Source organism: Paenibacillus sp. FSL K6-1122, assembly GCF_037977015.1.
GTDB classification, from domain to species: domain Bacteria; phylum Bacillota; class Bacilli; order Paenibacillales; family Paenibacillaceae; genus Paenibacillus; species Paenibacillus amylolyticus.
Window position 1 is genome coordinate 1,654,584 of sequence record NZ_CP150272.1, and the last position, 13,211, is coordinate 1,667,794.

The 13,211-nt window shown below is 48.5% G+C and carries 14 protein-coding genes and 5 tRNA genes; 10 read left to right on the forward strand and 9 right to left on the reverse strand.

All coding sequences use genetic code 11. The annotated features are described in order from the left end of the window. Nucleotides 1-85: 85 nt before the first annotated feature. Together NSQ20_RS07195 and NSQ20_RS07200 are read left to right on the forward strand one after the other, a co-directional pair. Nucleotides 86-161, forward strand: a tRNA-Asn gene (locus NSQ20_RS07195). A gap of 6 nt (nucleotides 162-167) precedes the next feature. Continuing rightward, nucleotides 168-256, forward strand: a tRNA-Ser gene (locus NSQ20_RS07200). Nucleotides 257-478: 222 nt separating this feature from the next. Here NSQ20_RS07200 and NSQ20_RS07205 read toward each other — a convergent pair. Next, on the reverse strand, nucleotides 479-1,177 hold the full coding sequence (locus NSQ20_RS07205; protein WP_340032184.1) for a winged helix-turn-helix domain-containing protein: 699 nt from the start codon (nucleotides 1,175-1,177) through the stop codon (nucleotides 479-481). A gap of 107 nt (nucleotides 1,178-1,284) precedes the next feature. Here NSQ20_RS07205 and NSQ20_RS07210 point away from each other — a divergent pair, with 107 nt between their 5' ends. After that, on the forward strand, nucleotides 1,285-1,944 hold the full coding sequence (locus NSQ20_RS07210; RefSeq protein WP_340032185.1) for a flavin reductase family protein: 660 nt from the start codon (nucleotides 1,285-1,287) through the stop codon (nucleotides 1,942-1,944). Between the two features lie 93 nt (nucleotides 1,945-2,037). Continuing rightward, entirely contained in the window at nucleotides 2,038-2,709 is a 672-nt protein-coding gene (locus NSQ20_RS07215) for an MgtC/SapB family protein (RefSeq protein ID WP_340032187.1), read from the forward strand. A gap of 64 nt (nucleotides 2,710-2,773) precedes the next feature. Here NSQ20_RS07215 and NSQ20_RS07220 read toward each other — a convergent pair whose 3' ends face one another. Together NSQ20_RS07220 and NSQ20_RS07225 are read right to left on the reverse strand one after the other, a co-directional pair. Continuing rightward, nucleotides 2,774-3,670: a Cof-type HAD-IIB family hydrolase gene (locus NSQ20_RS07220; protein ID WP_338708032.1), complete on the reverse strand. Its 897-nt coding sequence runs from the start codon at nucleotides 3,668-3,670 to the stop codon at nucleotides 2,774-2,776. A 4-nt stretch (nucleotides 3,671-3,674) separates the two neighbouring features. Beyond that, the gene (locus NSQ20_RS07225; RefSeq protein ID WP_017690024.1) at nucleotides 3,675-4,451 is read right to left on the reverse strand and encodes a DeoR/GlpR family DNA-binding transcription regulator; all 777 of its coding nucleotides are present in this window, start codon (nucleotides 4,449-4,451) and stop codon (nucleotides 3,675-3,677) included. Between the two features lie 306 nt (nucleotides 4,452-4,757). Here NSQ20_RS07225 and NSQ20_RS07230 point away from each other — a divergent pair. The 4 genes from NSQ20_RS07230 to NSQ20_RS07245 all read left to right on the forward strand — a co-directional run bounded on the left by NSQ20_RS07230 (nucleotide 4,758) and on the right by NSQ20_RS07245 (nucleotide 5,706). After that, a tRNA-Glu gene (locus NSQ20_RS07230) sits at nucleotides 4,758-4,829 on the forward strand. A gap of 106 nt (nucleotides 4,830-4,935) precedes the next feature. Next, nucleotides 4,936-5,011: transfer RNA gene (locus NSQ20_RS07235), tRNA-Lys, on the forward strand. A 17-nt stretch (nucleotides 5,012-5,028) separates the two neighbouring features. Next, nucleotides 5,029-5,111 (forward strand) — tRNA-Leu (locus NSQ20_RS07240). Between the two features lie 169 nt (nucleotides 5,112-5,280). After that, the gene (locus NSQ20_RS07245) at nucleotides 5,281-5,706 is read left to right on the forward strand and encodes a helix-turn-helix transcriptional regulator (protein WP_036610863.1); all 426 of its coding nucleotides are present in this window, start codon (nucleotides 5,281-5,283) and stop codon (nucleotides 5,704-5,706) included. Between the two features lie 108 nt (nucleotides 5,707-5,814). On the opposite strand, the gene NSQ20_RS07250 is transcribed toward NSQ20_RS07245, so the two are convergent. From NSQ20_RS07250 to NSQ20_RS07275, 6 genes are read right to left on the reverse strand one after another with little or no spacing between them, the layout of a single operon-like run. Then, nucleotides 5,815-6,786, reverse strand: a complete 972-nt coding sequence (locus tag NSQ20_RS07250; RefSeq protein WP_340032188.1) for an urease accessory protein UreD — start codon at nucleotides 6,784-6,786, stop codon at nucleotides 5,815-5,817. After that, nucleotides 6,692-7,411, reverse strand: a complete 720-nt coding sequence (gene ureG / locus NSQ20_RS07255; RefSeq protein ID WP_017690021.1) for an urease accessory protein UreG — start codon at nucleotides 7,409-7,411, stop codon at nucleotides 6,692-6,694. The genes NSQ20_RS07250 and ureG overlap by 95 nt, the downstream gene beginning before the upstream one ends. A 33-nt stretch (nucleotides 7,412-7,444) precedes the next feature. After that, nucleotides 7,445-8,140 (reverse strand): urease accessory protein UreF, encoded by a 696-nt coding sequence (locus tag NSQ20_RS07260; RefSeq protein ID WP_083677315.1) that lies wholly within the window; start codon nucleotides 8,138-8,140, stop codon nucleotides 7,445-7,447. A gap of 33 nt (nucleotides 8,141-8,173) precedes the next feature. Continuing rightward, nucleotides 8,174-9,892 carry an urease subunit alpha gene (gene ureC / locus NSQ20_RS07265; protein WP_338708036.1) on the reverse strand — a complete coding sequence of 573 codons (1,719 nt, stop codon included), beginning with the start codon at nucleotides 9,890-9,892 and terminating at the stop codon, nucleotides 8,174-8,176. After that, nucleotides 9,889-10,278 (reverse strand): urease subunit beta, encoded by a 390-nt coding sequence (locus NSQ20_RS07270; RefSeq protein WP_047842024.1) that lies wholly within the window; start codon nucleotides 10,276-10,278, stop codon nucleotides 9,889-9,891. The genes ureC and NSQ20_RS07270 overlap by 4 nt, the downstream gene beginning before the upstream one ends. Nucleotides 10,279-10,295: 17 nt before the next feature. After that, the gene (locus NSQ20_RS07275) at nucleotides 10,296-10,598 is read right to left on the reverse strand and encodes an urease subunit gamma (protein ID WP_076209470.1); all 303 of its coding nucleotides are present in this window, start codon (nucleotides 10,596-10,598) and stop codon (nucleotides 10,296-10,298) included. A 261-nt stretch (nucleotides 10,599-10,859) separates the two neighbouring features. Between NSQ20_RS07275 and urtA the strand changes: the two genes are divergently transcribed. Both urtA and urtB read left to right on the forward strand, forming a co-directional pair. After that, entirely contained in the window at nucleotides 10,860-12,110 is a 1,251-nt protein-coding gene (gene urtA, locus NSQ20_RS07280; RefSeq protein WP_338708037.1) for an urea ABC transporter substrate-binding protein, read from the forward strand. Between the two features lie 182 nt (nucleotides 12,111-12,292). Beyond that, nucleotides 12,293-13,198, forward strand: a complete 906-nt coding sequence (gene urtB / locus NSQ20_RS07285) for an urea ABC transporter permease subunit UrtB (RefSeq protein WP_101314096.1) — start codon at nucleotides 12,293-12,295, stop codon at nucleotides 13,196-13,198. Nucleotides 13,199-13,211: the final 13 nt, after the last annotated feature.

The following is a 13,211-nucleotide window of genomic DNA, read 5'->3' on the forward strand; positions in this document are numbered from 1 at the left end:
TCGTTCAATGTATTAAAGAAAGTGATGGAAGGGATGTTGACTTGGATTATTAATCATGGTAGATTAATCTTATTCAAGTTAATTTTCCCTGATAGCTCAGTTGGTAGAGCACTCGACTGTTAATCGAGTTGTCACAGGTTCGAGCCCTGTTCGGGGAGCCATTTCTTGGAGAGATACCCAAGTGGCTATAAGGGGACCCTCTGCTAAGGGGTTAGACTGCGTAAGCGGTGCGAGGGTTCGAATCCCTCTCTCTCCGTTCTGAATTAAACTTCTCTGCAAAGGGATGAGAACCCTAAAGGTTCGTCGGAGCATAAGCTTCGTTAGCAATACTTCGCAGTCTCGAACGAAGTGAGAGTACTCCTCTTTCTCCGTTCTGATTGCACAAAAAATCCTCTTCACATTAGACCGGTTAACGGTCAGTGTGAAGAGGATTTTTTGCGTTTACTGATCTTTGGTTATCGCTCGTATACACTTCTGCTTAAAGTGAAATGCTCAACACCTCGTATAAACCTTTCTTGCCTGCTTCCGTTACTTCGACAGAGCGACTTCCTGTTTTTTGACGAATCCAGTCCAGTTCCGCTAACCGATGTCTGAGTTGTTCCCCAAGCATACCTGAGAGATGATGACGGCGTTCGCTCCAATCCAGACATTTGCGAGCGATGGCCCGGCGTGATCCCGGCTTCATCTGAAGTTCAATTCCGAACGTAGTGAACCACTGTATTCCTTTCTCTGTAACTTGATAATCCTTGCTGTGTGCCTCTTCGGGGTCTGAAAGATACCCCTTTTGTACTAAGGCTTCACAGAGCGAGATTCCCAATTTCCCGGCCAGATGACCATAACAGGTCCGTGCATGACTCAGTTGTTGAAGCTGATCGGATTGTTTGAGAGAGCGGATCTGTACAGGTGGAGCAATACTGGCCATGCTTTCAATCAGATTAGCAATTTCTTTGTTTGCAAGACGGTAGTATCGGTGGCGCCCTTGTTGTTCAACTTCGAGTAATCCTCCCTCTACGAGTTTAGCTAGATGGCTGCTTGCCGTCTGGGGAGTGACACTTGCCATATGAGCAAGCTCTCCTGCGGGCAACGCACGGCCATCCAGTAAGGATGATAGAAAAATAGCGCGGCTTGGATCAGCGATTAACGACGCAATAACAGTAATATTCGGATATACATTCATACTTCGATCATACCTGAACTATTACTGTATTACAATCGAGTTGTATCGTCCCATAGGGGTCAGATTGAGCTTATAAAGCATTGGAATGGGAACAGGAGAGGTACAGGATGAAAAAGATAACGAAACAGTACTTCGCTACAGAGCAGTTGTCCGCGAGTCAAGAAGTGATTCAACATGAGACGATTAATCCCAGTATTTTATATTATGGTACGCCTGTAGTGCTGCTGAGCACATTAAATGAGGATGGATCAACCAACCTGTCACCATTATCCTCGTCTTGGGCACTGGGGGATTGTCTGGTTCTCGGTCTAGGTACACACGGCAAAGCCTATGAAAATCTGAGTCGACACCCGGAGTGTGTAATTAATCTGCCGGATGCGACCATGTGGAAACAGGTTGAGGCATTGGGTCGTTATACGGGAGTTACCCCGGTTCCTGAGGAGAAAAGGAAGATGGGCTATGAATATTGTCATGATAAATTCACTGTAGCTGGACTGACATCTGAATGCTCGGTTCAGGTGGCGCCAGATAAAATAGTTGAATGTCCGCTCCAGATTGAAGCGGCTGTACAACACATACGTATTCCCGAACATACACCGTTCATGGCGATTGTTGAAGTGAAAGCGTTGAAGGTGCACGCGCACACAAGACTAATATCTGGACCGAACAAAATTAATCCGGAGGAATGGCATCCGCTGATATATAATTTCAGACATTATTTCGGATTGGGCAAGAGACAAGGGGAAAATTTCCGGGCAGAGAATTGACCTGAGTAGAGGCTTTTTATTAGTCAGTGAAAGATTGGGTAATAGTAAAGATAGACTCATGTAAGCATATACATAATGAAAGAGGTGATGTGCATGGAAGTGGAATATTTGATGCGTGTACTCATAGCTGGAATATGTGGTATGCTAATCGGATATGAGCGCAAGAATCGAATGAAAGAAGCGGGTATCCGTACTCATTTTGTGGTCGCTGTAGGTGCTGCCTTGATGATGATTGTATCGAAGTACGGATTTCAGGATCAGGCTGGCTGGGACAATCTGTCCCTAGACCCTTCAAGGATCGCTGCACAAGTCGTTAGCGGTGTGGGGTTCATTGGAGCGGGCATGATCTTCACACAGCGTCACACGGTCAGGGGATTGACCACAGCGGCTGGCATATGGGCTACGGCAGGCATGGGACTTGCTGTGGGTTCAGGTCTGTATTGGACGGGTGCAGGCGTGACGCTGCTTATTGTCGTGGCACAGATGTTACTGCATAGACCCACACGCTGGCTGGTATCCGCCCGAACAGAGACGTTAACCATCCATCTTCAAAATGAGGGAGAGGCCCTGAAGACGGTTTTGGCACTGCTGGGACAGGAGAAGATCTCAGTCATCGGATTTAAGACTGAACAGCAAACAAGCACAGACTCCGTGGAAGAGACTGTGCTTGAGTTCACATTGCAACTGCCGGGTTCATACCGGGGCGAGCAACTGATTATTTTGTTACAGGATGTGCCTCACGTTCGATCTGCTGAGTTAAAATAAAGAGAACCTGCATGGCTCAACAGGTGACCATGCAGGTTCAGTGCTCAATTCAGGATGGGTTCGATTACTGACCTTCTCCGACAATCGTTTCTGGGCGGGATACCGGTTTACCCTCGAGCAGGCACTCGATGGCATGGGCAACACCGTGCTCCACATTGGTCAGCGTTATGGCTTTGGCTAATGCCTGGATTTCGGGTTCGCCATTACCCATGGCGATGCCGAGTCCTGCCATTTTTAACATGGAGACATCGTTGAAGTTATCGCCAATAGCTACTGTATCCTCCATGGAGATGTTCAGGTGAGCCGCCAGTTTGGTGAGGGCATTACCTTTGGAGACGTCCGGGTGCTGCATTTCGAAGTTATGCTCAAAGGATACAACCATAGCGACATCAGATCGGGAAGAGAAGTATTCTCGTCCTGTCTTTACTTTGTCCGGATTCATGGAGAAGGCCATAATATTATAGATGTAGGCTTCTGCCGGAATTTCGAGATGGCTGTTTACGCGGTGGTAGTCTTTTTTGTCATAGTGTTTCTTGATGGAGCGAATCATGCGTGCAATGTCCTCACCAGGGTTCGAACCAAGAACACGTTCCATCTCGGCGAGCAAGGTCTCATGACTGCTACGCGGGGCATAGATGCCTTGTTGCGTTGAAGCCTCATAATAGACATCATGATCTTCCAGCCACTGCATGACGGAAGCTGCTGTATCACGCTCAAGCGGAAGATGGAATAAACGTTCACCGTCTGCGTCATGAATTGTCGCTCCGTTGGAGCCGATAATTGGGGTTTTGATTCCGCCTTCGCGGCTGATGGTCACAACATCGGAATAGACACGTCCTGTTGCGATGGTAACTTTCATACCGGATTGCTGGGCCTTTTGGATGGCTGCGGCATTCTCCGGGCTAATCTGGCTATCTATGTTCAACAAAGTTCCATCTAAATCTGTGGCAAATAATTTCATATATTTACAACTCCTTATCATCTGTTGGTTCAGGAATGAGAATCTCAACCTGTTGTTCGGCTAGAAAAACAAGCCATTCTTTGGTTGGCCATTGATCCGTAATCAATACATCCACCAACGACCAGTCGGCAAAACGATAACCATAACGTCTATCAAACTTGGATTGATCTGCAAGAACAACAACTTTCTTGGCAGCTTTCATCATTTGGTGTTTAATTTTCCCTTCCTCTTCGGAAGCACTGAAGCCATCCATGGTGATACCGCCAATTCCGATAAAGGCTTTATCTACATAATAGTGGGAGAGGGTCTCGATAACAGAGGTACCGTAGACATAACGTTGTTCCTTATCTACTTTGCCTCCGAGCAAACGAATCTGGACAGCAGTGTGATTGGAGAGAAGATCAGCGGAATGAATCGAATTGGTAATGACGGTACAGGATTTGCCGTTTAAGTTCTCGGCACAGGCCTGCACAGTCGTGGAAGAGTCCAGAATAATGATCTCGCCTTGCCTTACAATGGCCGCAGCGAGTTTTCCGATGGCCCTCTTTTCCTCAGATACATCGAGTAAACGGTCTTTGTAGGATCTGAATTCTTGCGGAGGAGGGGGGAGAATCGCGCCGCCACGTGTTCGGATAATGGCATCCTGTTCCTCAAGCTTAATCAGATCCCTGCGTGCAGTATCCCGTGATACATCAAACAAGGCGACAATATCATCGGCTGAGATGCGATTGTGTTTGCGTAGATGTTCAACAATGAGCTGCATTCGTTCTTCTTGAAACAAACATGTCACCTCCGAGTGTATGGATGACCGTACTTATACTGATACTTTAATTATAAGTATTTTTAATGTGATTTGCAATATTATAAGTGAACGTAAGTTTTTATAAGTGTTTTGATGAATGATTTACATTGTTCCTGCACGGGGATGACATTGGCATGAACGGGAGGTGGCTAATAAAGGGGCTCGGAAGAACAGTATGTAATGGGCAAAAAGGCTTGAAAAATAAATTTCAAAAAAAGTATTGCAAGTTCAAATTGTCCTGTGGTATACTCATTCTTGTCGCCAAGAAAGACAACTTGTTATTAAGGCCCGTTGGTCAAGGGGTTAAGACACCTCCCTTTCACGGAGGTAACAGGGGTTCGAATCCCCTACGGGTCATATCTTCACCACCTCATGAGATCTACATTTTCGATGAGTAATCCTCAAAGTCATTGCTCTTATAGACAAGAATGAAGCATGGCACATCCGGTGAAGTTTACAGCAAGAGCCATTAGCTCAGTTGGTAGAGCACCTGACTTTTAATCAGGGTGTCGAAGGTTCGAGCCCTTCATGGCTCACCATTTTTACAATTGAATATGCGGTCGTGGTGGAATGGCAGACACGCTATCTTGAGGGGGTAGTGGGTGTATACCCGTGGAGGTTCGAGTCCTCTCGACCGCATCACAGCAACAATATAAGATAGACTTCTATGATCATTCATGGGAGTCTATCTTTGTGTTATACGATATACCTCATCCTGTTCCAGGCATATAAAGGCTGAGCATTCAGGAATAATGTGGTATAATTCAAGCAGATGAGTTGATTATTACGGTTGGAAGGCGGTTCTTGTATGCAGTCGATCTATGAGCGAATTGAACACCTGATTGCCGAACGAGGAATGACCAAGAAGGCTTTCTGCCAACAGCTGAAGATTAGCACAGGCAATCTGGGTGATTGGAAACGTGGCAAGTCTATTCCGAGTACGAATAAATTAATTGAGATTGCTTCGTTTTTTGATGTGAGCCTCGACTGGCTCATGATTGGACGTCCATCGAAGGAAGCGATGGTTCGGGAAAAACGGGAGGATTATTTTTTTGACGTTTTGCGGCAATTGAATTGCCAAGAAAGTGAATTATCGACTGTGGAACAGTCTTTTATCAGCGAATATATTGAGTTCACCCGTTACCGTAAATCCAAGGAAAGCAAGGATGCTGGCGACTATCGCTATAAACCTGAGAACAAATCAGAGAACGATTCTGAGGAAAACGAAGCGTAAGTGATATGAGCAGCATCCATAGACTGAATGTACAAAAACCTCTGGACTAATCCGAACACACTCGGAGACAGTTCAGAGGTTTTTTGGTGTTAACTATGCTTGATGCCCTTATTTACGAAAGACAAGAGTTTCTTTGCCCAGCAGATGGGGGCGGAGTGTGTTCCAGATATGAAGACACTGCTCCTGAAGCTCCCAAGCTGCCATGCCAAGGAGTCGAACGCCGATGCCTCCGGTTGCCAGCAAACTTGCACCTGCGAGCATTCGTCCATCTGGTGGCAGCGCGGATCTGACTTGCTCCAACTCCACAGTACCAAGCCCCGGGGCGATCATCCATAACGCAGCAGTATGTGTGTAGTGAAGGAGAGACGCCGAGTGTTTGGGATCATCGGTATCCGGTTCGAGTCCGAATCGATCCCAGACAGCCAGTTGCTCACCTTGCCATATCTCCGTCAAGCTGCGGTAACGCTCGAATTGGAACGCTTCTCCCCGATGAATCCGTCCGGCAGACCAGATATCTGCATAGGCCAGGATTGCCTGTTCTTCCAGCTCAAAGGTTACAGCGAGCGAAGAAGAACTTCCCTTGAAGGGAATGACGCATTCAGGGAAGTATTCCAGCGTGGCCCCTTTTCCCAACCGAAAGTGATGATTAACGGATGAAGGAATGGAAGGTGTGGGATGGAGTCTGGTAGCAGATGTGCTGCTCAACATGACATGGGTGCCTTCACCTAATTCCCACTCGGAATGATAAAGATCCCCGTTAAGGACTCCGGGCGAGACGTCTGACGTGTACACACATAATTCGGTTCCGCCTCCGGGAGGTCGAAAGGATCGGCTAAACCTGAGCGGTGCGCTGTAATAACGATCGGTCATGACAGTCCGGTCGCCTTGAAAGGCAAAGGTGGCCCGAAGCTCGCTGCGGCGTGTGACGGGCGCACCTGCACTTTCATTCCTATTTATCTCTGTTCCGGTGGGGACAGAAGATGAATTAATGCGAGTGAGTGCCATGTTCATGGCTGTGTGAATGCAGATGTGCAGCGGAAGCATCGTCATCCATATATTGATGTTCAAGCCAGTGGACAATCTCGGACACACCTTCACCGCTCATTAGATTAGACATGACATAAGGGCGGCCTTCGCGTACCCGCTCGGTATCATTTTTCATAACTTCCAGGCTTGCTCCAACATAAGGGGCGAGGTCGGTTTTGTTGATTAACAGCAGGTCTGAGCGCGTGATGCCGGGACCGCCTTTGCGAGGGAGTTTCTCTCCTTGAGCAACGTCGATAATGTAGATGAACACATCAGCGAGTTCCGGACTGAATGCAGCGGAGAGATTGTCGCCGCCGCTTTCGATGAAGATCAGTTGCAGATCCGGGAAACGTTCAATTAACTCATCAACTGCTTCGAAATTCATGGAGGCATCTTCACGAATAGCCGTGTGAGGGCATCCGCCTGTCTCTACGCCGATAATGCGCTCTGGTGCCAGTGCATTCTGACGCAGCAAGATTTCGGCATCTTCCTTGGTATAAATGTCATTCGTGATGACAGCAAGGCTATAACGTGTACGCAGTGCCTTGGACAGCTTCTCCACAAGGGCTGTTTTACCTGAACCTACCGGTCCGCCAATTCCAATTCGCATCGGACGACTCCGATCAAATGCTTTACGTTCCCACTCCGGATGATGCGTATGATTAGCTCCTCCACACATAACAATTCCTCCTAAGTTAGATAAAAGTTGTAGTTAAGACATAAACAGCCGCGCGGGTAAGGTCTCATGCCGCATGGCGTAGATTTCCTGGGCAATTCCGAAGCTGTGCATATCTTCCGGGTCATTTTCCCGAATGAGAGCCCATTCCGCTTCGATATCATCAAGCAGTTTCTGAATCAACATCTGCGCTTCGGTTTGTCCGATGGGCAGCAGGCGAAGTGCGCTGTTCACATAAGCGTTCACTGAGGTATACAGATGCCCGGTAACGGCTTCATCCAATTCAATCTCCAATTGATAGTTGATATAACCGTGAATGGTCGTGATGCCACAATACGCGCCGTATTCCCGTATGGCCTCATCAATTAGGGAAAAGTCCATCCATGGATAGAGTGAACGGGCCAGCTTGAGCAGTCGTTTTCCCATTTTGTGGCCGCTTTCCCTAAGTTCCCGAGGGGAGCGCTGGGCGTGGACACGTTTATCATACAGGGCAAGTAGAGCGGCATCTTGCTGTTTTATCGCCTGATAGACGCCTTTGATGGCAAGACCATCTAGTCGTACAAGACTGGAATGAAGCTGGCTGCGAATAAACTGTTCAAGCTGCGCGGTATTTTGCACGGTGCCATCATGCGTGTAAGCTTCCAGACCGAAGGAGTGGGAGAAACCACCGATGGGCAGGGCCGAATCCAGCAGCTGAACATAACGGAGTAGCTTCGTGCCACTATTCATCATGAGTGCCCCCTTATTAGCTAATCCGTATTCCTATCAAAACATAAAGTACCGCTGTGCCATAGGCAACTCTTCTGCGGGTTCGCAGGTGAGAAGCTCACCGTCGGCGCGTACTTCATAGGTTTCGGGATCGACTTCAATGACAGGGGTGACGTCGTTATGAATCATGTCTTTTTTGCTGACTGAGCGACAGCCTTTAACGGGTTCAACCCGCTTTTTCAGGCCCAATGATTCTTTGATCCCGGCATCTGCTGCGGCTTGGGAGACAAAGGTGATTGATCCGCTGGCAATGGCGCTACCATAAGCTCCGAACATCGGTCTGCCAAATACGGGCTGAGGTGTCGGGATGGACGCATTGGGATCACCCATCTGGGCAAATGTAATCATGCCACCCTTGATGACAATCTCGGGTTTAACACCGAAGTAGGCCGGTTTCCATATGATTAGATCTGCCAGCTTTCCAACTTCCACCGAACCGACGAGATGACCGATTCCGTGTGCGATAGCTGGATTGATGGTGTACTTGGCGACATATCTCTTGATCCGATCGTTATCGGAAGGTGAGTTCGGGTTGAGTTCAAGTTTGCCGCGCTGTTTTTTCATTTTGTCGGCTGTCTGCCAGGTGCGGATAATGACTTCGCCCACTCGGCCCATGGCTTGTGAATCGGAACTAATGATGCTGAACACGCCAAGATCATGCAAAATGTCTTCGGCTGCGATGGTTTCGGGACGAATCCGCGAATCTGCAAAAGCTACATCTTCCGGGATGGAAGGGTCCAGGTGATGACACACCATCAACATATCGAGATGCTCTTCTACAGTGTTGCGTGTGTACGGTCGTGTTGGGTTGGTTGATGAGGGGATAACGTAGGACTCCCCAGCGGCCCGGATAATATCCGGTGCGTGTCCGCCACCAGCGCCTTCCGTATGGTACGTGTGGATCGTCCGGCCGTTGATTGCAGCCAGGGTGTTTTCGAGAAATCCGGTTTCGTTCAATGTATCGGTATGGATAGCCACTTGAACATCATGTTCCCCGGCGGCAGTCAGGCAGGCATCGATAGCGCTTGGGGTAGTGCCCCAATCCTCATGCAACTTCAGGCCGATTACGCCCGCTTCAATCTGTTCGATTAAAGGTGCGGTGTTGGAACTGTTACCTTTGCCAAGGTAACCGATGTTCATGGGAAAAGCCTCTGCCGATTCTAACATCCGGTGGATGTGCCAGGCTCCTGGTGTGCAGGTGGTGGCTTTGGTTCCTGTTGCCGGTCCTGTTCCGCCGCCGATCATGGTCGTGACCCCGGAGGATAATGCAGTCTGAATCTGCTGTGGGCAGATGAAATGAATATGGGTATCAATACCGCCAGCGGTTACAATCATGCCTTCACCGGCGATGATTTCGGTGGAAGCACCGATGACCAGTGCGGGATGAACACCATCCATTGTATCCGGGTTGCCGGATTTGCCAATGGCGCAGATGCGACCATCTCGAATGCCGATATCCGCTTTTACAATGCCCCAATGATCGATGATGATGGCGTTGGTGATAACAGTATCGGGAGTGCCGTCACTGCGAAGTGCAGAGGTGGACTGGCCCATCCCATCGCGGATGACCTTGCCGCCCCCGAACTTGCTCTCATCACCGTAGACGGCATAATCATGTTCAATCTCTGCCCATAGTTCGGTATCCGCAAGTCTTACGGCATCACCGGTTGTGGGTCCAAACATGGACGCGTATTGTTCGCGGCTCATTCGTTTCATGAAGGTTCACCTCCATCTTGTATGGGAGGGGAGAACGTCTTCAGGAATGCCTCCAGTTTCAGTGGATCAGGAGCTTGATCCGCAGAGCCTTCGGTTAATCCGTTGAACCCGTGAATCTGGCGTTTGCCGCCAAAGGTCGTGAGTTCAACCGGTTTCTCTTCACCAGGTTCGAAGCGAACTGCGGTGCCTGCCGGAATGTGCAGACGATGTCCAAAAGCTGACGTGCGATCAAAGTCCAGTGCTGCATTAACTTCATAGAAGTGAACGTGAGAGCCGACTTGGACGGGGCGGTCGCCGCGATTAAGGACAAGGAGTCGTAGGGTTAAACGATCCGGATGACAGATGATGTCGTCATCTGGCTTCAAACGGTATTCACCAGGAATCATGGTTTCTCCTGCCTTTCTCAGCGTATAGGTTCATGTACAGTAACCAGTTTTGTACCGTCAGGAAATGTGGCTTCTACCTGTACTTCAGGAATCATATCGGGAACACCATCCATACAGTCTTCGCGTGTCAGGATGGTGCCTCCGTATCTCATTAATTCGGCAACACTCATTCCATCCCGTGCTCGTTCCATCAGTTCGGAGGTCAACAAGGCGATGGCTTCGGGAACATTCAACTTAAGTCCGCGTGCTCTTCGTTCACGGGCGAGGTTAGCGGCCACGGTAATCAGGAGTTTTTCCTTTTCCTGCTCAGTCCAGTGCAAGGCAATCCGACCTTTCGCTTATAATGTCTGATATGTTCATGGATCATATTGTATGTTAAATATACTCACACAGGGTGAATCCTTTGTCAATAAGCTTCAAGGCATATTAGCAGTATGCATGAAACGAGTAGGCATGAAATAAAATTATGTAAGCTATATTGACATGAAGAGAGTAACCCTCCATAATTTGGATCAACGAACATTTCGGACGCAAATGACCTTAATGTTCGTCAATAGACTAAAAAAAGGGAGTGTAGGCTATTGAAGAAGAGGTCGGTCAAGTTATGGAGTATTTTGCTGGGTGCGGTCATTGTGATGACAGGATGTGTGGAGGGCACTGCGCCGCCTGAGGCTTCAGGTTCAGGTGGTACAGGAGAACCATCTGCATCCGGTGATACGATTAAAGTTGGCATTCTTCACTCTCTCAGCGGAACGATGGCGATCAGTGAAGTATCTGTTAAAGATGCGGAGATGCTTGCCATTGAAGAGATTAACGCCGCTGGCGGAGTTTTGGGTAAACAGATCGAGCCTGTAATTGAGGATGGCGCTTCGGATTGGCCTACTTTTGCGGAGAAGGCTGGGAAGTTACTGCAGCAGGATAAGGTTGCTGCTGTATTTGGTGGATGGACCTCTGCAAGTCGGAAGGCTATGCTCCCAGTGTTTGAACAGAACAAGGGTCTATTGTTTTACCCGGTGCAATATGAGGGATTGGAATCGTCGCCAAATATTTTTTATACAGGAGCAACAACCAATCAACAGATCGTTCCATCCGTAACCTGGTTACTGGAGAACAGGGGCAAGACGTTTTATCTGCTCGGTTCAGATTATGTATTCCCAAAAACGGCCAATCAGGTCATTAAGGCGCAACTCGCAGCAGAAGGCGGCGAAGTGGTGGGTGAGGAATATACACCGCTGGGACATACCGATTATAGTACGATCATTAGCAAAATCAAGGCTGCGAAGCCGGATATTGTATACAATACACTGAACGGAGATAGCAATGTGGCCTTCTTCAAACAATTGAAGGATGCCGGAATCTCCTCGGATCAGATGACGACCCTCTCGGTAAGTGTGGCGGAGGAAGAAATCCGTGGTATTGGCGCAGACGTATTGAAGGGACATCTGGCTTCGTGGAATTATTATCAGACAACAGATACACCTGAGAATGCAACATTTGTTGCCAAGTATAAAGAAAAATACGGTGCTGATCGAGTGACAGCTGATCCGATTGAAGCGGGATATGTGGCGGTTTATCTCTGGAAGGCGGCGGTGGAAAAAGCAGGATCAACCGACGTGGAGAAGGTGAAGGCAGCTGCCAAGGGTCTGGAGTTTGATGCCCCGGAAGGTAAGGTAACCGTGGATGGAGAGAATCAGCATATCTACAAAACCGTACGGATCGGTGAGGTGCAGGAGGATGGGCAGTTCAAGGAATTATGGAATTCTGGTGAGCCTGTCAAGCCGGACCCTTATCTGAAAACGTATGAATGGGGAGCAACCCTCAGCGCTAAATAACATAGAAACCTCGCAATAAAACAGGCAACTCGCTTCAAAGCAGCTGAAACATAAACGAGGGTGTGACAACACATCCTCTTACCTTATCGCGGTAAAGCGTTACTGTGATGTGGAAAATGTTACTGCCCATAATTGAATTCATGTGAAATATCGAGAGTCACGGTATGGAGGAGGGGATAGCGATGGATATGTTTATCCTGCAGATGTTCAATGGTCTGAGTATCAGTTCAATTCTGTTGTTGATTGCATTGGGGCTTGCAGTAACGTTTGGGCTGATGAATGTCATCAATATGGCTCACGGTGAACTGATCATGATCGGTGCATATGCAACATATGTAACACAAAATCTGTTCATGTCCTATGCTCCAGCAACGTGGTTTGGTGCCTATTTTGTTGTGGCTCTGCCGATTGCGTTCATTGTAGCGGCTCTAATTGGCTGGTTGCTTGAAGTGGTTCTGATCAGGCATCTGTATGGCAGGCCGCTTGATAGTCTGCTTGCGACATGGGGTGTAGGCATGATGCTGCAACAACTGGCCCGTACGATATTCGGAGCGCCGAACGTGGGAGTATCCAGTCCGGCTTGGCTCAATGGGGGATTGGCGATCTCGGATGGTATTGTATTTCCGTATAAACGAATCTTCATTATCGCACTGGTTGCGGTGGTGCTGCTGTGTATGTATCTCTATATCTATCGAACATCTTCCGGAAGACGAATGAGGGCTGTAATGCAAAATCGGAGCATGGCGGGGTGTCTTGGGATTTCGACCCGGCGGGTGGATGGCATGACCTTTGCGATTGGTTCGGGCATTGCCGGAATTGCTGGCTGTGCATTAACGCTCATTGGTCCGATTGGTCCTTCGCTTGGTACGTATTATATTGTGGATGCGTTCATGGTCGTTGTTCTGGGTGGCGTTGGGAAATTGGTTGGAACCGTGTGTGGTGCATTGGGGATTGGTATGTTCAACACGCTGTTCGAAACCTATACCTCGGCCTCCATTGGCAAGGTGCTTGTGTTTGTATGTATCGTTGCTTTCCTGCAATGGAAACCACGCGGATTGGTCGCGATGCGCACACGGAGTCTCGATTAACGTGAAAAAGGGG

Excerpts from the sequence above, each read along its gene's own strand:
- NSQ20_RS07205 (WP_340032184.1), bottom strand. The coding sequence starts at position 1,177 with ATGAATGTATATCCGAATATTACTGTTATTGCGTCGTTAATCGCTGAT.
- NSQ20_RS07210 (WP_340032185.1), top strand. The coding sequence starts at position 1,285 with ATGAAAAAGATAACGAAACAGTACTTCGCTACAGAGCAGTTGTCCGCG.
- NSQ20_RS07215 (WP_340032187.1), top strand. The coding sequence starts at position 2,038 with ATGGAAGTGGAATATTTGATGCGTGTACTCATAGCTGGAATATGTGGT.
- NSQ20_RS07220 (WP_338708032.1), bottom strand. The coding sequence starts at position 3,670 with ATGAAATTATTTGCCACAGATTTAGATGGAACTTTGTTGAACATAGAT.
- NSQ20_RS07245 (WP_036610863.1), top strand. The coding sequence starts at position 5,281 with ATGCAGTCGATCTATGAGCGAATTGAACACCTGATTGCCGAACGAGGA.
- ureG (WP_017690021.1), bottom strand. The coding sequence starts at position 7,411 with ATGTGTGGAGGAGCTAATCATACGCATCATCCGGAGTGGGAACGTAAA.
- NSQ20_RS07260 (WP_083677315.1), bottom strand. The coding sequence starts at position 8,140 with ATGATGAATAGTGGCACGAAGCTACTCCGTTATGTTCAGCTGCTGGAT.
- ureC (WP_338708036.1), bottom strand. The coding sequence starts at position 9,892 with ATGAAACGAATGAGCCGCGAACAATACGCGTCCATGTTTGGACCCACA.
- NSQ20_RS07270 (WP_047842024.1), bottom strand. The coding sequence starts at position 10,278 with ATGATTCCTGGTGAATACCGTTTGAAGCCAGATGACGACATCATCTGT.
- urtB (WP_101314096.1), top strand. The coding sequence starts at position 12,293 with ATGGATATGTTTATCCTGCAGATGTTCAATGGTCTGAGTATCAGTTCA.